Source organism: Lactobacillus xujianguonis (assembly GCF_004009905.1).
In the GTDB taxonomy this organism is placed as follows: Bacteria; Bacillota; Bacilli; order Lactobacillales; family Lactobacillaceae; genus Lactobacillus; species Lactobacillus xujianguonis.
Genome location: NZ_ML136886.1, coordinates 21,204 through 42,851 on the forward strand (window position 1 = coordinate 21,204; position 21,648 = coordinate 42,851).

At 36.5% G+C, this 21,648-nt stretch carries 27 protein-coding genes and 3 pseudogenes; 16 read left to right on the forward strand and 14 right to left on the reverse strand.

Features of this window, described 5'->3' with window-relative positions; genetic code table 11:
* The first annotated feature begins 146 nt into the window (after positions 1-146).
* Complete coding sequence (locus EJK17_RS07275) at positions 147-1,013, forward strand: LysR family transcriptional regulator (protein WP_103662158.1); 867 nt, start codon at positions 147-149, stop codon at positions 1,011-1,013.
* On the opposite strand, the gene EJK17_RS07280 is transcribed toward EJK17_RS07275, so the two are convergent.
* Positions 1,010-1,831 carry an aldo/keto reductase gene (locus EJK17_RS07280; protein ID WP_127796304.1) on the reverse strand — a complete coding sequence of 274 codons (822 nt, stop codon included), beginning with the start codon at positions 1,829-1,831 and terminating at the stop codon, positions 1,010-1,012. The two genes, EJK17_RS07275 and EJK17_RS07280, sit on opposite strands and share 4 nt — an antisense overlap.
* Positions 1,832-1,925: 94 nt before the next feature.
* Positions 1,926-2,822: a LysR family transcriptional regulator gene (locus EJK17_RS07285; RefSeq protein ID WP_127796305.1), complete on the reverse strand. Its 897-nt coding sequence runs from the start codon at positions 2,820-2,822 to the stop codon at positions 1,926-1,928.
* 121 nt (positions 2,823-2,943) lie between these two features.
* On the opposite strand from EJK17_RS07285, the gene EJK17_RS07290 reads away from it, so the two are divergent.
* A complete protein-coding gene (locus EJK17_RS07290; protein WP_103662161.1) occupies positions 2,944-3,285 on the forward strand; it encodes a cyclophilin-like fold protein in 342 nt (113 codons plus the stop codon).
* 58 nt (positions 3,286-3,343) lie between these two features.
* Here EJK17_RS07290 and EJK17_RS07295 read toward each other — a convergent pair whose 3' ends face one another.
* The gene (locus EJK17_RS07295) at positions 3,344-3,811 is read right to left on the reverse strand and encodes a pyridoxamine 5'-phosphate oxidase family protein (protein ID WP_103662162.1); all 468 of its coding nucleotides are present in this window, start codon (positions 3,809-3,811) and stop codon (positions 3,344-3,346) included.
* A 12-nt stretch (positions 3,812-3,823) separates the two neighbouring features.
* Positions 3,824-4,546, reverse strand: a pseudogene (locus EJK17_RS12145) (PAS domain-containing protein).
* 181 nt (positions 4,547-4,727) lie between these two features.
* On the opposite strand from EJK17_RS12145, the gene EJK17_RS07305 reads away from it, so the two are divergent.
* Positions 4,728-5,156 carry an Rrf2 family transcriptional regulator gene (locus tag EJK17_RS07305; protein ID WP_103662163.1) on the forward strand — a complete coding sequence of 143 codons (429 nt, stop codon included), beginning with the start codon at positions 4,728-4,730 and terminating at the stop codon, positions 5,154-5,156.
* Between the two features lie 55 nt (positions 5,157-5,211).
* Here the strand turns inward: EJK17_RS07305 and EJK17_RS07315 are convergent.
* The 5 genes and pseudogenes from EJK17_RS07315 to EJK17_RS12035 all read right to left on the reverse strand — a co-directional run bounded on the left by EJK17_RS07315 (position 5,212) and on the right by EJK17_RS12035 (position 9,120).
* Positions 5,212-5,984: pseudogene (locus tag EJK17_RS07315) on the reverse strand (sulfite exporter TauE/SafE family protein).
* Positions 5,985-6,202: 218 nt separating this feature from the next.
* Complete coding sequence (locus EJK17_RS07320; protein ID WP_103662166.1) at positions 6,203-7,204, reverse strand: alpha/beta hydrolase; 1,002 nt, start codon at positions 7,202-7,204, stop codon at positions 6,203-6,205.
* Between the two features lie 247 nt (positions 7,205-7,451).
* Positions 7,452-8,428: pseudogene (locus tag EJK17_RS07325) on the reverse strand (alpha/beta hydrolase).
* A 162-nt stretch (positions 8,429-8,590) separates the two neighbouring features.
* Complete coding sequence (locus tag EJK17_RS07330; RefSeq protein ID WP_103662167.1) at positions 8,591-8,980, reverse strand: DUF3139 domain-containing protein; 390 nt, start codon at positions 8,978-8,980, stop codon at positions 8,591-8,593.
* 17 nt (positions 8,981-8,997) lie between these two features.
* Positions 8,998-9,120, reverse strand: coding sequence for a hypothetical protein (locus EJK17_RS12035; RefSeq protein ID WP_255409194.1), 123 nt, complete (start codon positions 9,118-9,120; stop codon positions 8,998-9,000).
* Positions 9,121-9,215: 95 nt separating this feature from the next.
* Here EJK17_RS12035 and EJK17_RS07335 point away from each other — a divergent pair, with 95 nt between their 5' ends.
* Positions 9,216-9,761: a cysteine hydrolase family protein gene (locus tag EJK17_RS07335; protein ID WP_103662168.1), complete on the forward strand. Its 546-nt coding sequence runs from the start codon at positions 9,216-9,218 to the stop codon at positions 9,759-9,761.
* A gap of 15 nt (positions 9,762-9,776) precedes the next feature.
* Entirely contained in the window at positions 9,777-9,962 is a 186-nt protein-coding gene (locus EJK17_RS07340; RefSeq protein ID WP_103662169.1) for a hypothetical protein, read from the forward strand.
* A gap of 68 nt (positions 9,963-10,030) precedes the next feature.
* Here the strand turns inward: EJK17_RS07340 and EJK17_RS07345 are convergent, their stop codons facing one another.
* Positions 10,031-10,246 carry a hypothetical protein gene (locus EJK17_RS07345; protein WP_103662170.1) on the reverse strand — a complete coding sequence of 72 codons (216 nt, stop codon included), beginning with the start codon at positions 10,244-10,246 and terminating at the stop codon, positions 10,031-10,033.
* A 175-nt stretch (positions 10,247-10,421) separates the two neighbouring features.
* Between EJK17_RS07345 and EJK17_RS11445 the strand changes: the two genes are divergently transcribed.
* The gene (locus EJK17_RS11445) at positions 10,422-10,577 is read left to right on the forward strand and encodes a hypothetical protein (protein WP_168180762.1); all 156 of its coding nucleotides are present in this window, start codon (positions 10,422-10,424) and stop codon (positions 10,575-10,577) included.
* Positions 10,578-10,625: 48 nt separating this feature from the next.
* Here the strand turns inward: EJK17_RS11445 and EJK17_RS07350 are convergent, their stop codons facing one another.
* Together EJK17_RS07350 and EJK17_RS07355 are read right to left on the reverse strand one after the other, a co-directional pair.
* Positions 10,626-11,528 (reverse strand): alpha/beta hydrolase, encoded by a 903-nt coding sequence (locus EJK17_RS07350; protein WP_127796306.1) that lies wholly within the window; start codon positions 11,526-11,528, stop codon positions 10,626-10,628.
* Positions 11,529-11,540: 12 nt separating this feature from the next.
* Positions 11,541-12,062, reverse strand: a complete 522-nt coding sequence (locus EJK17_RS07355; RefSeq protein WP_127796307.1) for a cyclophilin-like fold protein — start codon at positions 12,060-12,062, stop codon at positions 11,541-11,543.
* 157 nt (positions 12,063-12,219) lie between these two features.
* On the opposite strand from EJK17_RS07355, the gene EJK17_RS12040 reads away from it, so the two are divergent.
* The 7 genes from EJK17_RS12040 (at position 12,220) to EJK17_RS12050 (ending at position 17,802) form a co-directional block, all read left to right on the forward strand.
* A complete protein-coding gene (locus EJK17_RS12040) occupies positions 12,220-13,092 on the forward strand; it encodes a LysR family transcriptional regulator (protein WP_103662173.1) in 873 nt (290 codons plus the stop codon).
* A gap of 174 nt (positions 13,093-13,266) precedes the next feature.
* Positions 13,267-14,328 (forward strand): ABC transporter permease, encoded by a 1,062-nt coding sequence (locus tag EJK17_RS07365; protein WP_103662174.1) that lies wholly within the window; start codon positions 13,267-13,269, stop codon positions 14,326-14,328.
* Positions 14,329-14,330: 2 nt separating this feature from the next.
* Positions 14,331-15,005: an ABC transporter ATP-binding protein gene (locus EJK17_RS07370; RefSeq protein ID WP_103662175.1), complete on the forward strand. Its 675-nt coding sequence runs from the start codon at positions 14,331-14,333 to the stop codon at positions 15,003-15,005.
* Between the two features lie 110 nt (positions 15,006-15,115).
* Positions 15,116-15,508 (forward strand): hypothetical protein, encoded by a 393-nt coding sequence (locus tag EJK17_RS07375; protein WP_103662176.1) that lies wholly within the window; start codon positions 15,116-15,118, stop codon positions 15,506-15,508.
* Positions 15,509-15,528: 20 nt separating this feature from the next.
* Entirely contained in the window at positions 15,529-16,395 is an 867-nt protein-coding gene (locus EJK17_RS07380) for a hypothetical protein (protein ID WP_103662177.1), read from the forward strand.
* A gap of 76 nt (positions 16,396-16,471) precedes the next feature.
* The gene (locus EJK17_RS12045; protein WP_255409195.1) at positions 16,472-17,146 is read left to right on the forward strand and encodes an FAD-dependent oxidoreductase; all 675 of its coding nucleotides are present in this window, start codon (positions 16,472-16,474) and stop codon (positions 17,144-17,146) included.
* Positions 17,147-17,151: 5 nt separating this feature from the next.
* On the forward strand, positions 17,152-17,802 hold the full coding sequence (locus EJK17_RS12050; protein ID WP_255409196.1) for an FAD-dependent oxidoreductase: 651 nt from the start codon (positions 17,152-17,154) through the stop codon (positions 17,800-17,802).
* Between the two features lie 142 nt (positions 17,803-17,944).
* Here the strand turns inward: EJK17_RS12050 and EJK17_RS07390 are convergent, their stop codons facing one another.
* The gene (locus EJK17_RS07390; protein ID WP_103662178.1) at positions 17,945-19,288 is read right to left on the reverse strand and encodes a PFL family protein; all 1,344 of its coding nucleotides are present in this window, start codon (positions 19,286-19,288) and stop codon (positions 17,945-17,947) included.
* A gap of 12 nt (positions 19,289-19,300) precedes the next feature.
* Positions 19,301-19,567 carry an ACT domain-containing protein gene (locus tag EJK17_RS07395; RefSeq protein ID WP_103662179.1) on the reverse strand — a complete coding sequence of 89 codons (267 nt, stop codon included), beginning with the start codon at positions 19,565-19,567 and terminating at the stop codon, positions 19,301-19,303.
* A 190-nt stretch (positions 19,568-19,757) separates the two neighbouring features.
* Here EJK17_RS07395 and EJK17_RS07400 point away from each other — a divergent pair, with 190 nt between their 5' ends.
* The 3 genes from EJK17_RS07400 to EJK17_RS07410 all read left to right on the forward strand — a co-directional run bounded on the left by EJK17_RS07400 (position 19,758) and on the right by EJK17_RS07410 (position 21,399).
* Positions 19,758-20,378, forward strand: coding sequence for a hypothetical protein (locus tag EJK17_RS07400; protein WP_127796308.1), 621 nt, complete (start codon positions 19,758-19,760; stop codon positions 20,376-20,378).
* Positions 20,379-20,432: 54 nt separating this feature from the next.
* Positions 20,433-20,978 carry an SLAP domain-containing protein gene (locus EJK17_RS07405; protein WP_161494921.1) on the forward strand — a complete coding sequence of 182 codons (546 nt, stop codon included), beginning with the start codon at positions 20,433-20,435 and terminating at the stop codon, positions 20,976-20,978.
* A gap of 91 nt (positions 20,979-21,069) precedes the next feature.
* Positions 21,070-21,399 (forward strand): hypothetical protein, encoded by a 330-nt coding sequence (locus tag EJK17_RS07410; RefSeq protein ID WP_127796309.1) that lies wholly within the window; start codon positions 21,070-21,072, stop codon positions 21,397-21,399.
* Positions 21,400-21,648: the final 249 nt, after the last annotated feature.

A 21,648-nucleotide genomic window follows, 5' to 3' on the forward strand; every position in this document is an offset into this window, starting at 1 on the left:
CCTTTCTTTTTGTATCTGATTCATATTTGTTAACAATATCTTACTCAAGAAAAGAAGCACTGAAAATTCAAAGATTAACATGCTAGTATACGATAAGTGTATGGTAAGATAGAGGCAACAAGCTTATATAAATTAGGTGATGAATAATGATTGATAACTATTTATTAGAAGAACTGGTTTCTTTCGCTAAGAACGGTACTTTAGCAAAAACGGCTGATGAATTAGGCCTTTCTCAGCCAGCCATTACCCGCGGAACTAAGAAAATTGAAGCAGAACTTGGAGTGAAACTTTTTGACCGTGAACCTAACAAGATTACACTCACTCCTACAGGGAAATTTGCAGCGAAGAAAGCAGCTGAATTATTAGAGCAAAGTCGCAATTTCAGTATTGCTGTTAAGAATTTTGATCAAAGCAATCAAGAAATTATCTTATCGGCAGTAGCTCCTGGTCCACTTTTAGTCTTACCTCAGAATGAGTTTAACAATTTAAAGATTAATCAAGACTTTGTTCAAGAAAAAGATATCAAGCAACTGCTTTTACAAAATCAAGCAACTTGTATTGTTTCAACGCAAAACATTGATGATAAGGAGATTGCCTCAACTTATTTAGGAATGGAAAAATTAGTTGTTAATCTGAATGAATTCTCAAATTTGGCAAGTCAAAAGAGCGTTAAATTCCAAGATTTAAAGGGTCTCAGTTTTATCGTTCTAACTGAGATTGGGATTTGGAAAAATATCATTCAGAAGAATATTCCCGATGCTAAGTTTTTGTATCAAAATGAAGAGGAAAACTTTAACGAAATCAAGAACTATTCTGTTTTTCCATTCTTTACAACTAATTTATCCTTTGCTAATCCAAGATGGAGACAAAATAAAGTTGAAGATCGAATTCCAGTTAAGATTTCTGATGCCGATGCGACTCAAAGCTTCTATCTTAATTATTTGAAAGATAATAAAAAGCGTCTTGAGCCATTAATCGTCAAATGGCAAGACGCTTGGGAGAAAGTAGATTAATCCTTTTCTTCCATCATCATTGAGGTTGGCCAACCACTTTCACTAGATTTTTGATCTTCTGCTTTAATCATTTTCAGTTCATCTTCGGTAAGATTGAAGTCAAAGATATCAATATCGTCCTTAACATGCTGAGGATTCAAAGATTTCGGAATTGCAAGGATATGTTCCTGAACGTAAAAGCGCAACATTACCTGTGCAGCTGATTTTCCATACTTAGCACCAATTTGTTTTAATGTTTCATTTCCAATCACGCTGCCGCTACCTTCTTCAAGAGGTGCCCAAGCTTCATGCAAGATATTATTTTGAGCTAAGAACTCATGCATTCCCCATTGTTGCCATCTTAAATGAGTTTCAATTTGATCAATTGCCGGCATGATCTGACTATTTTTAATAATTTCTTGTACTTGAAGATGATTAAAATTGCTTAGACCAATTGCTCTTAACTTACCTTCTTGATAGGCATCCTCAAGAGCATGATAAGTTTCTAGATCATTGCCATTAGGCCAATGAATAATCATTAAATCGAAGTAATCTAAACCTGCTGCATCCAAAGAAGCATCAATTCCAGCTTTAGTGCTGCGGTAGCCACTAGTTTGCGTTTTAGAAGTAACAAAAATTTCACTACGGTTAATGCCACTCTTTTTAATTGCTGCACCAACTTCGTGTTCATTACCATAATTTTGCGCGGTATCAATGAGACGGTAACCTGCTTCTAGAGCAGTTGATACACTTTTTTCAGTCATTCTTGGTGAAGTTAAATATGTACCATACCCGATGACTGGAATTTTTACGCCATTGTTTAATTCAAAGTATTCCATTGATTTTTCCTCTTTTCGTTTAACTATTGATAATTTTAATTGGGAAAAAATACAAACGGAATATTCAGCTAGTTACAGTGGCATTAACCAAAAGTTAATGCTCCTGCAAATATAGTTCACCAGCTAAACTAATGAATTCTTTAACTTCTTTACTAGAATGGGATGAAGAAAGGATGCCATAGTTAAGGGTATAGTCCCAATTCATTGGTAGACTAATAATTGAAGGATGAATATTTTCCCAAATACTAGGACATTCCATCAAATAATTGTTTTCAACGCAGTAATTAAAAATTTCCATGTCATAGAAATGGCTAGTATCAACTATTTTAATCTGGGGATGATTAAGTTTGATATCGTTCCTAAGTTCATCTATTTTAGGTGACATTCCTTTTTTTAGTAAAAGCATTGTTTGTCCAGCAAGATCCGTCCAATCTAGTTTCTTTTTCAGAGCTAGCCGATTATTTTGTGGTACAGCAATATTACATGAACAATCACCTAAATTAAAGAAATCAAAATTGTTATTCATCAAGTAATCTTCATTAGTTGGCCCTACTATTAGATCAATATCTTTGCCTAAACGAATGGTAATATTGTGTAAAGAAGCTGGATCATCTTCAAAAGGAATAATCCTAATCTTAAATTTTGAATTTCTAGTTTGACTCCATAAATCTGTAATCGGTCGACATGAACGTAATAAAGAAGTGGCGATCGTAATTGTGACTTTGTCATCTTGAGCTATCGTTCTAGCTTTTTGAATAGAATTGACAATTAAAGTATTTATTTCTTGAGCAGATTCGTACAGTGATTGCCCAGCTGGTGTAAGTTTGATTCCCTGACTATTCCGTTCAAAAATTTTAAAATCTAAGTTTACTTCTAAGGTATTCATCCGTTTCATCACGGAAACAGGTGAAATATAGAGATTATTTGCAGCTTTGGAAAAGCTTCCTGCTTTTACCACTGCTAAAAATGTGGTTAAAAGATCATCATTCATTTTATTTCTCTTTCTGGTTATTATTCGCTCAGGTTATCAATTGTTATTAACTATAAATATTTTACATCACTGTTTTTGCTCCATACAATTATAAATATCAATGAAAGAGGAGTATAAAATAATGAAAATTCGAGTAACTAACAACGACTTAACAATTGATTATGAACTAAATGACAGTTCAGCTGCTAAAGACTTATTTAGTCAGCTGCCAATTACTACTGAAATCAAGAATTATAGTGATGACGAAAAGATTTTTTATCCTAAGGAATTAGATACTTCCTCTACTCCGAGTGCTAATGCCCAAGCTGGTGATTTAGGTTATTTTGCCCCTTGGGGTGACGTGGTACTCTATTACAAAGATTTTGGCAGTTATCCAGGTCTCTATGTATTGGGTAAAGTAATCAATGGCAAAGATAATATTGAAAAATTGAGTGGTCAAGTCACAATCAGTAAATTAGACTAACGCTAAAAATGCGATGTACTTAAAATCAGGTACATCGCATTTTAATTTAGATCAAAGTTTAAAATTTGAATCCTTTTTGAAAAATCGGTTGCTGGCGTAAATCATAGATAGAACCAACCAGTGGCGTAATGGCAAATGGACGCAAGATACTTCTACGCTCAGAATGATTAGCAGAAATTTGCTGCATTTCTGGTCGAGCTGCAAAAATCTGGTCCAAATATTTTTCATCGACTTCTTCAGCAATCCCATCCAAAGTAAAACCAACACTGTCTAAAGTTTCGTTACCCTTCAGCGCAGTAATTGAAATCCGTGGATGGTTCTTCAAGCGGTTGTAAAAAGCCTTTTGATAAGTAGTTGAAAAGATCAACCGATCATCATCTCTAACTTCAATATCAGCCACGTTAGTATGTGGATCACCATTTTGGTCCACTGTACCAAAGACTACTGATTGAAAACTATCAACAATCAATTGCAAAAGCTCATCATTAGTTAGCGAATTATCTAATTGTGGTACTTCTTTACGCATTTATTCTTCTTTCTAGGCTTGGGATGCACCAGTATTAGCATCCGTCTCGCCGGATAATCTTTTTTCTCGAGCAATATCACCAGGGCTGGCTACAAAATCAGGCCGCTCTTTTTCTTCAGCGGGAACCGTCTTCAAACCATTTGTCTTAAGGTAATAATCAACCATTGGCTTTAAATCAACTACCCATTCGGCAATCCCACGGAAGTTGCCATCTTCATCTTCAATCCGCTTATATCTTTCATATTGAGAAATTGGTGCACCATGCTGCTTAGCAACAGGAACCCATAATTCATCTCGGTCGGCTTCCTTATTTCTTAAACCGTATCAAACTTGTTTAGCATATTTGATTACATTACCAATATGAGGATGGACGGCATCCATTGTATCGCCAACTTGTTCAGGTCGTCTCTTAGCAAGCATGCGGTAATTAGGATCTTGATTACGGTTATACCAAAGCAATTGATGATTATCATCGCAATAAGTTAATTCACCAACGATATTTCTTAAGAGCCAATTAATTTGATTAACGGTTAAAAGACCGCAATCCAGTTCAACATAATCATCGCCTTTAGCTGCGTTGGTTTTAGCAGCTGCTTTCTTTAACCACTCGGGATCATGGGGATCAAGCCCCTCAACTGTATACTTACCTTTTCCCTTAGCTTCAAAATCTTCCCGATCAACCTTCTTTTGATCTAAAGCTCCTAACCATCTTAAACCATCGAGTTTATCTGTCATTTGTCTTGCCTCTCGTATTTTTTCAATTCTTAAATATATGATTATTTTACTACTTGTTGTTTTAAAATCAACACATTTATTTCATAAACAATAATTTTTATGCTTTAGATTTAAGTTTTACCAGTATTATTATTTTTGATTTCTTGCATATTTAAAATTAACAGGCTAGAATAGAATCATTATGAAATATTCCTACAAACTAAGTGACGCCATCCACTTATTAAGTTACTTAAAAGTTTATCAAGATGGCGATCTATCAAGTAAAGCAATCGCTGCTAGTATTGAATCTAACCCGAGTGTGGTTAGACAATTAATGTCAGATTTGAGAAAAGCTGGGCTAATTGATACACGTAAAGGCGCAGCAGCACCGAGCTTAGCTAAAGATCCTAAAGATATTTCTCTACTTGAGATATATCAAGCTATCAATATGGATCACAATTTATTACACGTCGATCCTAAAACTGAACCTAAATGTATCGTCGGTGGCAATATTCAAAATACGCTAAACAATTTTTATAATGAAATTGAACTAGCAGCCTTTACTAAAATGAGTCAGATTAGTCTACAAGATGTCATTAGTGATATTCTCAAAAGAAATCAGAGCAAGTAAAAAGCCCCTTGTCTATGTGTACAAACATAGAGATGGGACTTTTTTGCTTTATCAATTATAAGAATCTCATTCCCATCATCAAAATACCCAATAGGATAAAGATGACAGCAACAATCTTACTTAATTTTGCTTCACTAACTTTATTAGCAAATCTGGCCCCAATTACTCCTGCAATCAAAGCACCAATTGTAATTAGAATACCTAACTGCCAATCAACATTGCCAACTCTAGCATAGCCCATTAAAGATGAAAGAGCAGTAATTGCCATAATAACAGTGGAAGTACAACAGCTTGATGCATTGGGTAATGTAGAATAAAGATAATTGCAAGTAAAATCATTACACCACCACCGGCACCAACAAGTCCAGAAATCATACCGATTACTAACCCAATTGCTAGTAATAAAGCAGTTTGTAGAATTCTATTATTAATATGCAAACCCTTATTAGTATCAAATTGCTTGTTTTTGCGGCTGAAAGTCATAATTCCTGAAATTATCAATACAATTGCGAAAATGATGTTTAATTTTTCATCAGAAATGATCCTAACCCATTTACTACCAAATTGTGCACCAATGATCGAACCAACGGTAATCCATAAGCTAGCCTTCAAACGCACATTACCATGGTAAAAGTAAGAAATTGCAACGACGATACTTGTAATTACATCTACAAATAGACTTGTTCCAATTGCAATATGTGAATTAACACTAAAAAGTAGTGTTAATGCTGGAACTACAACAGTGACTCCACTTGCTCCGATTAAGGACGTGACGATACCTGTAATTAGTCCTATCAATATTGTTCCAATAATCATCCAAACTGTCATTAGGATCAGGCCTTTCTATCATACACATTAGATAATGTTGTACACTATGTAGTGTATTTAGATGATATCATACGGCAAAGTGACTTAAAAAGTACATCTTATTCAAATTTGTACAATTAACTACATCTACTTAAAAAGTGTATAAAAAATACCGTTGTATTCGACATGAATAATGCAACGGTGTTTTTGTTAGGCAATAGATTTTTATAGATATAAATTTAAAGATTTTCCTTAAAGAATTTGTCAAACTTATCAAATGGAATCTTGTCCATTTGGTCGTACAAGTCAACGTGAGTTGCGTTTGGCACAATCACTAATTCTTTAGGATCCTTCATACGGTTGTAGGCTTCTTCAGCCATGTAGCGTGAATGAGCTTTTTCACCTGTCACGATCAACTTAGGTTGCTTGATCGTTTTGATTCTTCGTTGTAATGGGAAGTTGTAGTAACCCCATGGAGTGAGGGCATCCCAAGCACCATTAGAGTTAACTGAACGTGGGTGGAAGGCACGACCAACGTAGTAATCAAAGAATTGCTTAGTTACAGGATCAGCATCAGCTGGCAACTTATCTGGGAACATCTTACTCCAGTAAATTGGCTTGTTGTTTTCATCAAAGGCCAATTCGTGAGGACCACCAACATGACCTTCATCAACTTCTTGCCAACGCATCTTAGCTAAGTAATCTTTTTCAAGTTCACGTTGTTCTTCTGTCTTAGAATTGTTAAGACCCTTCCACATTGAATCAGACATGTCGTACATGACGCTAGTGGCAACAGCTTTAATACGAACATCGATTGAAGCTGCAGTTAACACATGTGAGCCTAAACCACAAATACCGATCGCACCGATTCGTTCACGATCAACGAATTTTTGCTTACCTAAGAAGTCAACGGCTGCTGAGTAATCTTCAACGAAGATGTCAGGTGAAGCCATATTGCGAACACGACCGGAACTTTCACCGGTAGTTGATTGGTCAAACGCAACCGTCACGAAACCGCGTTCTGCTAAAGTTTGAGCGTAAAGACCACTAGATTGTTCTTTAACAGCACCAAATGGTCCTGAAATTGCAATGGCAGCATACTTCTTACCTTCTTCAAAATCTTTAGGCAAGTATAAGTGAGCAGCTAAGATAAAACCATAACGGTTTTCAAAACGGACATTTTGAACTTCAATTTCTGGATTAATTTTGAAAACTCTTGTGTCGTTAGCTAATTTAGTCATGAAATCTTCTTCCTTTCAGATATTTCAATTGTTGATTTTAGTATACTTGCCTTTAAGTTATATGTGAAATATTTGATATATATAAAGAAGTATAGGTAATATCTATAGACGCTAAAAAATAAAGCACCGCCGCATTCGACGAGAAATGAATGCAACAGTGCTTTTTTGTTGGATAATGGATCTACATATGTTTTTGGATAAAAATTTAACTATAGGATTTGTATGTATTTTTAGGAAAAATAATTTTTTATTGTAAGTATTGCTTAAAGAAGCTATCGATCTTTTCGAATGGAATGTAATCGTGATCGCCACCATCGTACAAATCAGTATGGGTAGCATTAGGCAAAATTACTAATTCCTTATTATCACCTTTTAACTTCTTGAAAGTATCTTCACCCATGTAACGAGAGTGGGCCTTTTCACCGTGAACAACTAAAACAGCGTTCTTCAAATCTTCTGGGTGAACTAAAATCTTGGTGTTCATCCAGCCAGTAGTACTTTGTAATACCCAGCCTTCATTTGAGTTAACTGAGCGCTTGTGGTAGCCACGCTTAGTCTTGTAGTAAGCACTGTATTGCTTAATAAAGTCAGGTTGATCATCAGGAGCTGGATAATCAAAGTTACCACCAGCCTTAGCAAACTTGCCAGTACCATATTCCTTAGTTCTTTGTTCAGCAATCTGCTTCTTATTTTGATAGCGATCTTCTGCAGTGCCTTTATCGAAGTAATCCCAGGCACCGACACGAGCCATATCATACATGGTAATAGCAGCAGTTGCTTTGATTCGAGGATCCTTAGCTGCAGCATTTAAGGAAATGCCACCCCAGCCGCAGATACCGATAAACCCAACTCGTTCAGGATCAACATTATCAAGATTGGTAAGTAGTCGACAGCAGCTTGGAAATCTTCAGTATTGATATCAAGTGAGAAGACATCACGTACATCGCCACCGCTTTCACCGGTGAATGATGGATCAAAAGCAATCGTCAAGTAACCCTTTTCGGTCATGGTTTGAGCATAAAGACCACTTGATTGTTCCTTAACAGCACCAAATGGTCCCGAAACTGCTAAAGCTGGTAATTTACCATCATAATTCTTAGGCGTATATTGGTCAGCTGCCAATGTAATACCGAAGTAATTTGTAAAAGTTACCTTTTTGTGATCAACCTTATCACTCTTTGGAAATACCTTATCCCATTCTTGAGTTAAATGTAATTCTTGCATTAATCAATCTCCTTCTTTCTTAATTGTTAAATTAAGTATACTGGGGATTACTATCCATGTTATATATTTATTATATATCGATTTTGATAACTTATAGTTATAGTTAAATGCAATAAAAAACAAATCCACCTGAATTTGTTTCTAAACTATCCTGCAATAGAATTATTGCCGATAATTGTACAGTTCATGATACTTAAACTTCTTCAGTGCAGAATCGCTTAGTCCACCCCAACCTTCTCCTTCTTTTTTGGAAGCATAATAAAAAATTTCTGGTCGTTTTGCTTTTACATCATTAGTTGAGATTCCATATTCTAATTGATAAGGTTTACCATCGATTTTAATATCAATCAGCGCCTCCCAAAAATTGTCTTTCATATTCCAGCTAACAGATAGTTTACGCACATCTTGATCAGGAACACCTTGCATTCTGGCATATTCTTGAATCGCACCATTCGCATATGCTTTTTGATTATTAACGCGAATCCGCCAAAATAGAAAAATGGCAAATAACAAAACTAAAACTATAACAAGAATTTGTTTGAATTTAGACACTATTTCTTCCTTTAACCTCACTCATAATCATCAGGATCAATATCCGGCTTAGGTAAATTTGGATCTTCTTTAATGACAACACCTTGAATACGATTCCCGTAAGTCCACTCCTTAGTTAGATGAACTTTATTTGGATACATAGGAGTTCTCCGCTCTTTTCACTTTTTCTACGCCTCTTCGTGACTTTTTTGCTTAACACTTAAAATAACATATAATATTTCACGAGGTGAAAAATATGACTAAAGCATTATTGATAATTGACTACACCAACGATTTCGTAGCCGATGATGGCTCATTAACTTGCGGCAAGCCAGCCCAAGATATTGAAGACTACTTGTTTTCACTTGCTAACAAGTTTTATGAGGACGGCGACTACGTAATTTTCCCAACCGACGGTCACACTGGTGACAAGTTCAGTCCTGAGTACAAACTATTTCCACCACACAACATCATTGGCACTCCAGGTCAAGAATTGTACGGCAAACTCAAAACTTGGTACCAAGAACACAAGGATAGCGACCGCGTTTGCCAATTTAACAAGAATCGTTATTCTTCTTTCCAAAATACCAACTTGGATAATTACCTGCGCGAGCGCAAGATTGACGACCTCTGGTTAACTGGCGTCTGCACCGATATTTGTGTTCTGCATACCGCGATTGCAGCCTATAACTTGAATTATCAAATCACCATCCCTACCAAGGGTGTCGCTACCTTTACCAAATACGGCAACGAATGGGCTTTTGATCATTTCAAGAACACCTTGGGTGCAACGTTGATTTAAAGTTGAGGAATCATCATGACAAGAAAAAGCACCGGATCACAAGATCAAATAATTTCTGACAAGAACGTTATTAACTTTTCAAATCTCACTCAATACCAATTTGATGATGAAATTATCAAAGGTTTTTCTGACTTCGATAATGGCAACACCTTTACTTCTGAACAAGTTAAAGCTGAATTGATCAAATGTCGAAGAAATTAACTCAATCCTTATATTTTTAAAAAACTCATTCTTTATTCACCAGCATGAACAAGGAATAAGTTTTTCTTTTATCGCGTCAGCAAAATCACAACTGCTGCAAAGATTGCACCTACGGCTCCTGCTGATAAAATATCTAAGATCCAGCCGGTTTTCCACTCAACTGACTTGGTCAGCTTGTTGGAATCATTCAATTCAGATTCCAACTTATTGAATCTTGCTTCCATTTGCTCAAACATCTTTTGATTACTTGCTACCAATTCTTCAGTAGTTAATTCTTTTTCCATTTTCTTCTCCTTCTGAGTACATTTGTTCGCATTTATTTAAAAAGTATATCAAACATTTGTTTTAATTGGCAAGAAAAATTTTAGTATAAATTCAAAAATGTTTAGTAGCTAGTATTCTTGCTTTTTTCAAGCGCTATCCTTAATCTAGATATAACAAATGAAAGAAGGTCTCCCTATGAGTAGCAAACCAACTAATAAAGAAGCTAACCTTTTACCCAAAGAAAAAAACCCGTTTAAAAATATTGAAACCTTAGAAAAATACGGCGAATTTGATGGCGATACTACTGGTTTTGTTGACGGTGGAGTCAATGACAATGAACTTCAAAAATAATTTACGAAAAAAGCTTGGATCGATTGCAAAAGATCCAAGCTTTTTCAATTACTTCCACAAAAAATTAACTAAAGCGCGGTTAACTTGGGCGTTATTGTGCAAACGGCTATGTTGCCCGCCTTTGCCACGAATCATTAATTCGCGATATGACTTAGCCCGACCATTAATCAAATACTTCAATGATTGTGCCGAAGCATTAGACACATCCCCATCAGAGTTAGTACCATCTTCAAGATTGCCGTAAATGTTCAAGACCTTAGTTTCCCTAGGGAAAACTTTCCGCAAAGACAGCAAGTTACGAAATTCTGGCCGCATGATACTTGGCTTCCCCGTCTTCTTGTTAATCTTCACTTGATTTGGCTTATCATTTTCACCAACAATGCCATCATAATGACCCGCCATCGCAACTAAATGGTTGATTTTAGGAAAAATTTTTTTGGTCGCATTCATTTTAATATAGGAAGCAACTTCCAAGTTACCCATGGAATGGGCCACAATATTAATGTGCTGATAGTGATATTTATTTCTAACTAAATCAATGGCATTCTTCACGTAACGTGCACCAGCAGTGTCATAGGCATGGGCATATTGACCCGCATGTTGATAGCGCGTTAACTTATGATCTGCAAAATTAACTTCAACTAGTGGATTTTTAGCATTCTTTTTAATCTTACCTATTAACTTTGCTTTGCCATTGCGCGCAACATTTACTCTAACGATGGTATTCGTCGCACCGGCTTTTTTAATCGCTTGCGCCATCGTATCTTCTGCGTGCCAGCTACTGCCCCAACCATGGAAGAAAAATGTCGGCACAGTTGATGCACTAACTTTTACTGGCTGAATCTCTTGAATAGCGTTTTGCTGATGATTTTGCTTAATTTTGACACCTGCAACTACAGCAATAATTGCTAACAAAATTAAGCTAATAATAGCTATCCCTTTCTTCTTCATGAAAAATCTCCTCTATTTTATTTTAGTAATGGTTACCTTAGTATGATCCTTCATATTCTCAACCACATTCACATAGTTCTTGGAAGTAAATTTACCAATAATATGAATCCCTGGGAAATAATCTACATGACCATAATAGAAAATAAGCCGCTTGTCTGGTGACCAATAACCAATGGTCCCCTTAGCGCCAGCTTCGCCGGTTGGCATCCCTTTAGTCGAAAGACTGTAGCCTAAATCAGCCATCTTTTCAGGATTACTGCCTGGAAAGCCAACAAATGTTAAAGTTTCGGGCAACTTCTTGGCAAAAGCTTTACCCGCACTAGTGTCATTCAAACTTACATTTAAAGTTTGATCATCAATCTTGATCTTAATTTTAACTGCCATTTTCTTGCTTTTTCTCCTCTTTGCTTTCTTATGCTTTTTAACGATTCTAGTTTTCGCAGCTTGATCGGTATTCGCGTTGTTTGAGCAAGCTGTACCAAGCCCTAGAACAAAGACCAAGCCTAAAATAATTAACGTTAATTTCTTTTTCATTTTTCTAGTCCTTTCAATTGTTGGCTTAATTATATGGGCTGATGCAAACTATGTGAAATACTTATTAGCTAGGCAGAATGATAGTTAAAAATTATAGTTACGCCCATAGAGAATAAATAGATTAAAATATAGCTAAAAACTATCTAAGGAGTCAAAAATGGATTTAAGAGTTTTACGTTATTTTCTCGCCGTCTGCCAAGAGAAAAATATCTCTAAAGCTGCCGAAAGTTTACACATTGCCCAGCCTTCCCTTTCCAAACAAATTAAGGATCTTGAGGATGAACTAGGCGTAACCCTGTTCATTCGAGGACACCGACAAATTACGCTTACCCAAGAAGGATATTTTTTACGCGATCGCGCACAAGAAATGGTTAATATGGCTGCACAAACTAAACAAATCATTCAAAGTTCGAGCCTAATCAGCGGAACTTTAAACATTGGTGCTGGTCAGTCTTATGCCCTTAAGAGCGTGATGCAAATTATCAATCAACTACTACAAGATAGACCAAATTTACATTTCAATTTTTATGATGGTTATGCTGATGAAATTGAAGCCAAAGTGAGTGATGGTAGTTTAGATTTTGGCATTATTATGGGTGAACGACCACTTGATGACTTTGACAGTCTCGTCTTACCTGAAAAGAATCAATTCTATGCCCTATTCAGTAAGGATCTACCACTTGCCAAAAAAGATCAAGTAACTCCTAAAGACCTAATTGACTATCCAATCATTACTTCGGCGCAAAGTCTGGTAGCGACCAAGTTCCGCAACTGGTGGGGAAATTTATACGAAAAGATAAATAATGTCGCCAATGCCAGCCTTTCATATAATGCCTCCCTGTTAACTAGCCAGGGAAATTATGTCCAAATTTCCTACAATCATTTGATTGATACTCAGTTAGAAAAGCTAGTTGCTCGGCCCTTATCACCAGCTATTTATGATCCTAATATTGTGATTTGGAAAAAGAACACGCAGCGTTCAAATCTAGCCAACAAGTTTATTGAAGAATTGGAAAAGCTGTCTGTTTAGTCTTCTTCGAATAACAATCCTAGTCATATTTGTTTAAGAATATTTAAAGAAACGTGATCTTGACTTGATGCAAGAGTATAATTGCTCTCTAGATTAATGATTCTATGGTCACAAAAGAAGGATTAGAATATTTCTATCATTTTAAAATCCTAACAATTAAGAAGGGAGAAGCAGATGTTTTTAGCTTTAAAGGAAATCAAGCATGAGAAATTACGTTATGGCCTAATTATTCTCATGATGTTTTTGATCAGTTACTTAATCTTCATGCTAGCAGGATTGGCATTAGGACTTGCTGAAGAAAACACCCAAGCCATTACTTCTTGGGACGCCAAGAGTGTCGTCATGAATAAGACTTCTAACATTAGCTTGATGCAGTCAATCTTAACTAAGGATGATTTGAAGAACGCTAAAGTTGGTAAGAATGAAGCCTACCTTGGTGAAATCCCAGTAGTTGCCAAGGCAAAGGGTCACAAATCAATCTCAGCGCAATTCTTAGGGATTAAGAAGTCACAATTCATTTACAAGGATCAAGAACTCCTCGCTGGTCACTTGGCCAAGAAGAAGAACGAAGTTACTGCCGATGAAGCCTTTCAAATTAAGGGCTACAAACTCGGTGACAAAATTAAGTTAGGTAACTCTAAGAAGAAATATACAATTGTTGGTTTTGTTAAGAATGCTAAAATCAACATCGCGCCAATTATTTATGGCCGCCTAGCAACTTGGAAAGAATTACACCCTGGGATACCTAACTTGGTAGCTTCCGGCATTATTTCTAAAAATGCTAACTACAAATACAACTACAAGAACGCAAAAACTTATGGCATTAAGACCGTTATCAATAAATTGCCAGGTTACACTGCTCAGAACTTGACCTTCGAAATGATGATTGGTTTCTTATTCATCATCTCCTTGATTATTATTGCCGTCTTCCTCTACATCCTGACTATGCAAAAGATGCACAACTTCGCAGTTATGCGTGCACAAGGAATTCCTTCGAAGACTTTGGTCGCTGCGACAATCGGTCAATCAATTATTTTAGTTGTAACTGGTGTTGTCCTATCTTTAATTGCCATGTTCTTAACTAACTTAGCAATGCCTAAGTCAGTTCCAATGGACCTTTCACCAGCAATCATCATCGCTGGTTGTGCTGGAATGTTGTTAATGGGAATTATCGGTAGTTTAATTCCGATCAGATCAATCTTAAAGGTTGATCCTGCAAACGCAATTGGAGAGTAATTATGACAGTTATTGAATTAAAAGATGTTAAGAAAACTTACGGTAAAGGTTCTGCACAAGTTGAGGCTTTAAAAGATATTAACTTTAAAGCAGACAAAGGCGAAGTTGTCTTAATCATGGGGCCTTCTGGTGCCGGTAAGAGTACCTTCTTGACCATTGCTGGTTCATTACGTCAGCCAACTTCAGGTAGCGTGATGATTAACGGCCAAGACATTAGTAACTACTCTGCTAAGCAAAGAAACAACTTACGGTTAAACGAAGTCGGTTTCGTATTGCAGGCTTACAATTTGGTACCTTATCTAACAGTTCATGAACAATTTGTCTTAGTTGATAAAGTTAAAAAGCAAAATAACTTATCTAAAGCAGATTTACAAAAGTTATTTGAAGATCTTGGAATCGGCAATTTACTTAAGAAGTATCCAAATGAATTATCTGGTGGTCAGCAGCAACGGGGCGCAATTGCCCGTGCGCTTTACGCCAATCCAGCAATTTTGCTTGCCGACGAACCAACTGCTTCACTTGATAGTCAAAACATCGAAGAAGTTGGTAAATTATTTAAGAAACTTGCTAAGGAACGGGATAAAGCCATTTTGTTGGTTACTCATGATCCAAGATTAAAGCAATTTGCCGACCACATCTATGAAATGATGGATGGCCAAATGACACAAGAAAAGTAAATTTATTGATTAAACTAAAATACGCAATCCGAAATGGATTGCGTATTTTTTGATTGCTAATATACTAAAAAGGTCGTACAAAAATCCAAGTTTAATTATTAGGTAGAAAAATGATCTTTTTAATTACGAATTTAGAAGCACTTTTTTTAGGCTACGTTGTGCTGCCCAACATCATTTTGATGACTTATTTTATTCAAAATAACCGCACGCCAGAAACTGCCTTACCAATGGTATTGTTTTACGTTGCTTTAAAGACAACGCCATACGCACAGCGTTCTTTTGGTAAAATTACTAATTCCTATAAACTACTGAAAAATGGTTTATTTATCGCTCTGTTAGGCGGGCTACTAACGCTTTTTCATCCCTTAATTATTGAAGGTGCAATTTTAATTGGAATTGGCCTGGCCAATCTTCCAGCAGCCTACTTGCAACTAAAAGATCAGTATCGGCTAAATTCCACTTGGCCTTATGGCAAAGCCATGCTCTATAGTTTTTTTATTTAATAATTTCGCTGATTTTAGGGATGGTTTTAGCCAGGATCAATTTTGATTTATTTATTGGAGAACTTATCTTAATTGTCATCTTAGCTCTTAGCACAATTTTGCACCTACCCAACCCTTGGACTGACAGCCCCATTTTTACTGGCAGCTTTCGACTAAAGCCAATTATTCCCACTATCTTAATTCTACTTATGACGCTTGGTGCTCGTGGACTTAAGCAAACTGGTGCACCCGCATTGATCGGATTATCGCTCGTAATCTGGTTAATCATGCTCTTCGGCTTTAATTGGCTACAAAAGCGTCTTTCACCATCACGCTTATGGACTTTCTGGACTGGTTCGGTAATCAACTTCTTCTTGATTTATAGCTTATTTTTCTTCGATACCTTAGGTAAATTTAAACTGCTATATGTAGCTTACATTCTTTATATTCTGGCAACAATTAGCAGTTTGCTTCTAGCTAAAAAAGTTCATTCCTGGAAAGTCATCATTGGTGGTAGTGTTTTAGGACTGCTGATTTCGCTAATCCCATCCCATATCGCCTTCTTAATCGGTTTGGCTATTACTTGCTTCTTCTGCAATTTAATCAACCGTTACGTTTGGCCACAATATCAAAAGGATTCAAGCATCCCCGAATTACGCAAACGTTTCGTTAAGCAGAACTACAATATTTTAGGTTCCATTGCTTCGCAAATTACCATGATCGCTTTCTTCATTATTAACAATTTTCTTTTTAACTATCATACCGGCCAAATCTTTGCAGCTTATTACTTGCAGAGAGCAAATACCACTTTAACTTGGGTGCTTTACACCACTCGACTAGGTTGCATCGTATTGATTGTCACCGTTTTAGCCATTCTTTTTGTTAAGGAAAGTGAGAAAAAGAAATAATTTCCCAAGCAAATAATTTTACATCCTTCTCAATCAAGACTATCTTACTTATAGTAAGTTAATGGAGAGAAGCAAAATGAAAAAGTACGATATTATTCTGTTTGGTGCGGGTCCTGCCGCAATTAATTTTAGTAGAGCAGCTCAAGGCTCACATAAGAAGATTTTGGCAATTGAAGGTGACAAGTTCGGTGGTACCTGCCCAAACTATGGTTGTGAACCTAAGATTTTTCTTGAAGGTACAGTCAGAATTGTTTTAGCTAGTCAACTATTGCAAAACCGTGGTATTGGACAAGCAAGTACCATTGATTGGTCTACATTGATGAAGACTAAAAAAGCTGCTTGGAAGAATATGCCAGAAAATGAAGAGATGGGCTTTAAGAATTTAGGTATCGAAACCTTACATGGCTATGCAAAGTTCGTTAACAACCATACCCTTGAAGTTAATGGTGAACAATACCAAGCCGATAAAATTGTGATCGCAACTGGTCAAAAGCCAAGGAAGTTAAACTTCCCTGGTTCTGAATACACGCATAATAGCAATGACGTGCTTGACCTTGATAATTTACCTGAGAAGACAGTCTTTATTGGCGCGGGAATTGTTTCAATGGAAATTGCTACTCTGCTTGCAGCTGCTGGTAGTCAAGTAAGTATTGTTGAATTCTTAAGTCGTCCTATGATGGCCTTTAGTGAAAAACACGTCATGAATACGGTTGAAGAGATGAAGATAACTTCTACTTTAATCAAGGTGTAAGTGAGATTAAGAAGAACGGCGATCAGTATCAAGTCGTAACTTCAGCTGGCACGGAATTAACCTCTGATTATGTTGTTGACGCAAGCGGCCGAATTGCTAACGTTGATAAATTAGCTTTGGAAAATACTGATGTTAAGCTTTCTAAGCGTGGCAGTATCATTGTTGATGATCACCTTGAAACTGATGCTAAAGGTATCTATGCTGCTGGGGATGTAATCGAAAAGAAGCAACCAGCTTTGGTTCCAACTGCTCACTTTGAGGCAACTTACTTAGGTGATCAATTAGTTAACGATAAGCACTATGCTATTCACTACCCAATCATTGATGCTTCTGCTTTCACCTTCCCACAAGTTGCTCAAGTCGGTGTAAACGTTGATGAAGCACGTAAGAGTGATGACTACACGGTTGTTGATATGGACAACATGGCTAAGACAGATATTGAACTTGCCGGTAAAAACGATCAAAGTGCTAAATTGAGTCTAGTTTATAACAAAAAACATCAATTAGTTGGTGCAGCTGAAAGCAGTCAAAATGCAGTTTACGAGTTAAACGGCATTATTCCATTGATCGGTTTGAAAATTACCAAGGAACAATTGAATAATAGTTACCAATTAATCTTCCCTGGCGTTAACTTTAAGACGGAATTTATGAATTAACATTTTAGCAATCCATGCTACAAACATGGATTGCTTTTTTACTTTCAAACATAACTATCTAGTTTTACAACACTTTATTCCCCAGGATATAAAAAATTCAAGCCTTCATCAGAAAGCTTGAATCTTCTTCGAATATTTTCAATTAATTCTTAAAACTGTGAACTGGAGCTGGAATCAAACCACCACGGTTAATTAAGTCAGCACTTGAAGCTTCATTCACTGGCATAATTGGCGCATGTCCAAGCAAGCCACCGAAGTCAACTTCTTCACCAACATCTTTACCAGGTACAGGAATGACTCTGACAGCAGTGGTCTTGTTGTTGATCATTCCGATTGCGGCTTCATCAGCAATCATACCACTAATGGTAGTTGCTGGCGTAGCACCTGGAATAGCAATCATATCAAGACCAACTGAACAAACAGCAGTCATGGCTTCAAGTTTGGAAATGGTTAAAGTCCCGTTCTCTGCTGCGTCAATCATATTCGCATCTTCAGAAACTGGAATAAAGGCACCAGACAAACCACCAACATGGCTGCAGGCCATAATTCCGCCTTTTTTAACGGCGTCATTCAACATTGCAAGTGCTGCAGTCGTACCATGGGCACCAACTTGACCAACACCAATTTCTTCAAGTACTTCCGCAACTGAGTCACCTGCGGCAACCGTTGGTGCTAAAGATAAATCGACAATGCCAAACGGAACGCCTAAGCGATCAGCTGCAACGGTACCAACTAATTGCCCCATGCGGGTAATCTTGAAGGCCGTCTTTTTAATAGTTTCGGCAACTACATCCATCGATTCGCCCTTAACTTTTTCAAGCGCAGCCTTAACTACTCCAGGACCAGAGACACCAGTGTTGATAACGACATCTGGTTCACTCACGCCGTGAAAACCACCAGCCATGAATGGATTATCTTCAACGGCGTTACAGAAGGTTACTAACTTAGCATTTGTCATGTAATCAAGCTTGGAAGCTTCAACGACCACTTCACCTATGCGCTTAACCGCATCCATGTTAATTCCACTTTTGGTTGAACCAACATTAACTGATGCACAAACATATTTAGTTTCGGATAAAGCCTCTGGCAAAGAATCAATTAAGTTGCGGCTGCTTTGTTGATCACCCTTATTAACCAAGGCGCTGTAACCACCGATAAAATCGATACCTTGTTCTTGAGCCGCACGATCGAGCGTTTTAGCATATTTGACATAATCTTGATCTTTGCTGGCAGCTGCAATAAATGCAATTGGCGTTACAGTGATTCGCTTGTTAGCAATGGGAATCCCGTATTCAGTTTCGATTTCTTTACCAACTTTAACAAGATCTTTAGCCTTAGTAGTGATCTTGTCATAGATTTTTTGACAAGCACGATCACTATCACTGTCGATACAATCAAATAAGGAAATCCCCATCGTGATGGTTCTGATATCAAGATTCTCGGTGGAGAGCATTTGACTGGTTTCGAAAATTTGTTTTGAATCCATAATTCACTCCTTTTAAAGATCGTGCATTGCGCTATAAAGTTCTTCGTTACGCAAATTAATTTCAACATCCATCTTTTGACCTAAAGCAGTCAACTTATCATTAAGTTTACTTAAATCCTTATTATCTGGCACTTTAACCATCATAGTCATGACAAAATTATCTGCCATTAAAGTTTGTGATACGTCTAAAATATTAATTTCTTCATCGGCTAAAGTTTGGCTAATTTGGGCAACAATTCCAACTTTATCTTTACCTACTGCTGTTAAAATAGCTCTCATTGAAGCGACCTTCTTTCTTATTTTCTTTGATTTTATAAGAAAAATGGTAGTGAGACAAGAGAAAGTATTTTTAATAGGAAGAAATTTTGTTTTTTGCTAATTTAAAAGTAAAAAAATATGAGATTATATTGTTTTTTTCATAAACAGAGCTAAAATTTAATACAAGACTTATTTATGGGAGTGGAATACTATGACGCCAGAAACTAAAAGATTCTTACGTAACCGCAAATTGCAAGCAATTGTGCCCTGGTTTGGCATTGCTGGATTATTAGTATTAATGTTTTCAGCATTCATGTCTGGTTTTCCACTTTTCCTAACAGAAATTGGCTTTGTGGCTAACCTCTACTACTGGACGGACGAGTATAACTGGATTGTTCAACGGATTCTATTTAACGATGATCACATTATCGACAAGAAGAAGGAACATTTACAGAAGATTTTGCTCAACGTGGCTATTATTGGAGCAATCATTACTACCATTCTGCTGGGATACTTGCGTAGTCAAAACTTCATCTTTTTTTCATGTGCACTTGGAATAATTAGCGGCAGCTATTTCACTAGTCGTTTGCTAGAGAATTTTCTGTGGATCATTAAGATCACTTTTACTGATTTTAAGAAATACTACCTGCTTATTGCTGATTTTACCATAGTTGGCACGCTCATTTTGACAATTCTAATGCTCATTAACAAAATCGCCTTTATCGTTGCGCTCGTTGTTGTTGGTTTATTGTACGTTTTAGAAAAAGACATCATTTCTGAAATGAAGAAGCGCAACAGCAAGAATGAAGCTGGATATGATTGCATTGAGTAAGCATAAGCAATTATACTAACAATGTTAAATATATATCTAAACGGAGAAATATTTATGATCAAATTTAAATTCAGATTAGTAGCCCTCCTTGCTATCGTTGGTGTTATCGGTATCTTTCATTCGGCTCCGGCAAAAGCTGCAACATTAGCACAGATACCAGAACAGGTAAAAGAAAAAGCTCTTCCTAAAGGCTTTGAGACTCCAACTAACCGATTAGAAGTAACTTTAAATCATAATTCATACTTGTATGATGAAAATTGCAAAAGAATCAAGGGATCTAAGAAGCTTTTAAAAGATAGTACCATTACTATTAAAGGACAAGTAAAAAAGCTAAATGCTCAAAACAAAAAGTATTATTTTATACGCATTTATTGGGGAGACGATTGGGAATACTATCAAATCTATTGGGCACCTTATGAAATAATTCATGGTAAAGCGTTTTATCCTACTGTTCAAGGTGGATATATCAGAGTAGCTAATATTAAAGCGATTGAAGGTAATGAGTTATGGGCTACTTCAGGTCTTGCAACCGCAAAACGGAATACATATTTTTATGATCGACATGCACATCGAACTAATAAAAAGATCAAAAAAGGTTAAAGTTACAAAATACGTCAATTTAACGCCTAATAATCCTGATCCACCTTATTTCCTTAAGGTTAGTGAGAATCGGTATCTTTTAAGTTCGGCTATGATCAAACCCCGTGTTGATGTCATACTGTGGGGTAGAAGAGACACATATGTAAAATTAATTCGTGATACATATATTTACAACAAAGATGGTAGTATTCGTACACCCAACGAACCTATAAAATTAGGACAAACACCTAATACATGGGAAGTTGATGGTCTGCGGTATCTTTGGATTCCTAAAGACAAAAAGGCAGAATTGTTCTATCACATTGTAAAGAGTGATCCTTGGGTAGAAACAAGAGATGGCTATATTAAAGCAAGTGATGTTAAATATTACTTCGGAGAGAAATTAAAGCCTGAGAATACTGAAAGTTCAGTAGAAAAATAATTTTTCTAAGACGAGCAGTCGCTTTAATGATAGGGACGTTCGTCTTTTTTTGTAATCTTCACATAAAAATCCATGTTAAAATACATGTGGGATTATTGTCATGTCTATTGATCATGAATGGCATGCACTGCAAGACGATAACTTGCAAATATATGAAGGCTCTACATTTTGTAGGGCCTTTTTTGTAGTTTCGTTAAGTCCAAATAAGCGCAATGCAGCCTACCCTATTATTTGAAAAAAGGCTCCAAT

Coding starts and splice junctions, on each gene's coding strand:
- EJK17_RS07275 (WP_103662158.1), top strand. CDS start 147: ATGATTGATAACTATTTATTAGAAGAACTGGTTTCTTTCGCTAAGAAC.
- EJK17_RS07305 (WP_103662163.1), top strand. CDS start 4,728: ATGAAATATTCCTACAAACTAAGTGACGCCATCCACTTATTAAGTTAC.
- EJK17_RS12045 (WP_255409195.1), top strand. CDS start 16,472: ATGAAAAAGTACGATATTATTCTGTTTGGTGCGGGTCCTGCCGCAATT.
- EJK17_RS07365 (WP_103662174.1), top strand. CDS start 13,267: ATGTTTTTAGCTTTAAAGGAAATCAAGCATGAGAAATTACGTTATGGC.
- EJK17_RS07375 (WP_103662176.1), top strand. CDS start 15,116: ATGATCTTTTTAATTACGAATTTAGAAGCACTTTTTTTAGGCTACGTT.
- EJK17_RS07285 (WP_127796305.1), bottom strand. CDS start 2,822: ATGAATGATGATCTTTTAACCACATTTTTAGCAGTGGTAAAAGCAGGA.
- EJK17_RS11445 (WP_168180762.1), top strand. CDS start 10,422: ATGAGTAGCAAACCAACTAATAAAGAAGCTAACCTTTTACCCAAAGAA.
- EJK17_RS07395 (WP_103662179.1), bottom strand. CDS start 19,567: ATGAGAGCTATTTTAACAGCAGTAGGTAAAGATAAAGTTGGAATTGTT.
- EJK17_RS07400 (WP_127796308.1), top strand. CDS start 19,758: ATGACGCCAGAAACTAAAAGATTCTTACGTAACCGCAAATTGCAAGCA.
- EJK17_RS07380 (WP_103662177.1), top strand. CDS start 15,529: ATGGTTTTAGCCAGGATCAATTTTGATTTATTTATTGGAGAACTTATC.
- EJK17_RS12040 (WP_103662173.1), top strand. CDS start 12,220: ATGGATTTAAGAGTTTTACGTTATTTTCTCGCCGTCTGCCAAGAGAAA.
- EJK17_RS07290 (WP_103662161.1), top strand. CDS start 2,944: ATGAAAATTCGAGTAACTAACAACGACTTAACAATTGATTATGAACTA.
- EJK17_RS07340 (WP_103662169.1), top strand. CDS start 9,777: ATGACAAGAAAAAGCACCGGATCACAAGATCAAATAATTTCTGACAAG.
- EJK17_RS07320 (WP_103662166.1), bottom strand. CDS start 7,204: ATGACTAAATTAGCTAACGACACAAGAGTTTTCAAAATTAATCCAGAA.
- EJK17_RS07410 (WP_127796309.1), top strand. CDS start 21,070: ATGATCAAACCCCGTGTTGATGTCATACTGTGGGGTAGAAGAGACACA.
- EJK17_RS07280 (WP_127796304.1), bottom strand. CDS start 1,831: ATGGAATACTTTGAATTAAACAATGGCGTAAAAATTCCAGTCATCGGG.
- EJK17_RS07350 (WP_127796306.1), bottom strand. CDS start 11,528: ATGAAGAAGAAAGGGATAGCTATTATTAGCTTAATTTTGTTAGCAATT.
- EJK17_RS07335 (WP_103662168.1), top strand. CDS start 9,216: ATGACTAAAGCATTATTGATAATTGACTACACCAACGATTTCGTAGCC.
- EJK17_RS07405 (WP_161494921.1), top strand. CDS start 20,433: ATGATCAAATTTAAATTCAGATTAGTAGCCCTCCTTGCTATCGTTGGT.
- EJK17_RS07390 (WP_103662178.1), bottom strand. CDS start 19,288: ATGGATTCAAAACAAATTTTCGAAACCAGTCAAATGCTCTCCACCGAG.
- EJK17_RS07295 (WP_103662162.1), bottom strand. CDS start 3,811: ATGCGTAAAGAAGTACCACAATTAGATAATTCGCTAACTAATGATGAG.
- EJK17_RS12035 (WP_255409194.1), bottom strand. CDS start 9,120: ATGTATCCAAATAAAGTTCATCTAACTAAGGAGTGGACTTACGGGAAT.
- EJK17_RS07355 (WP_127796307.1), bottom strand. CDS start 12,062: ATGAAAAAGAAATTAACGTTAATTATTTTAGGCTTGGTCTTTGTTCTA.
- EJK17_RS07345 (WP_103662170.1), bottom strand. CDS start 10,246: ATGGAAAAAGAATTAACTACTGAAGAATTGGTAGCAAGTAATCAAAAG.
- EJK17_RS07370 (WP_103662175.1), top strand. CDS start 14,331: ATGACAGTTATTGAATTAAAAGATGTTAAGAAAACTTACGGTAAAGGT.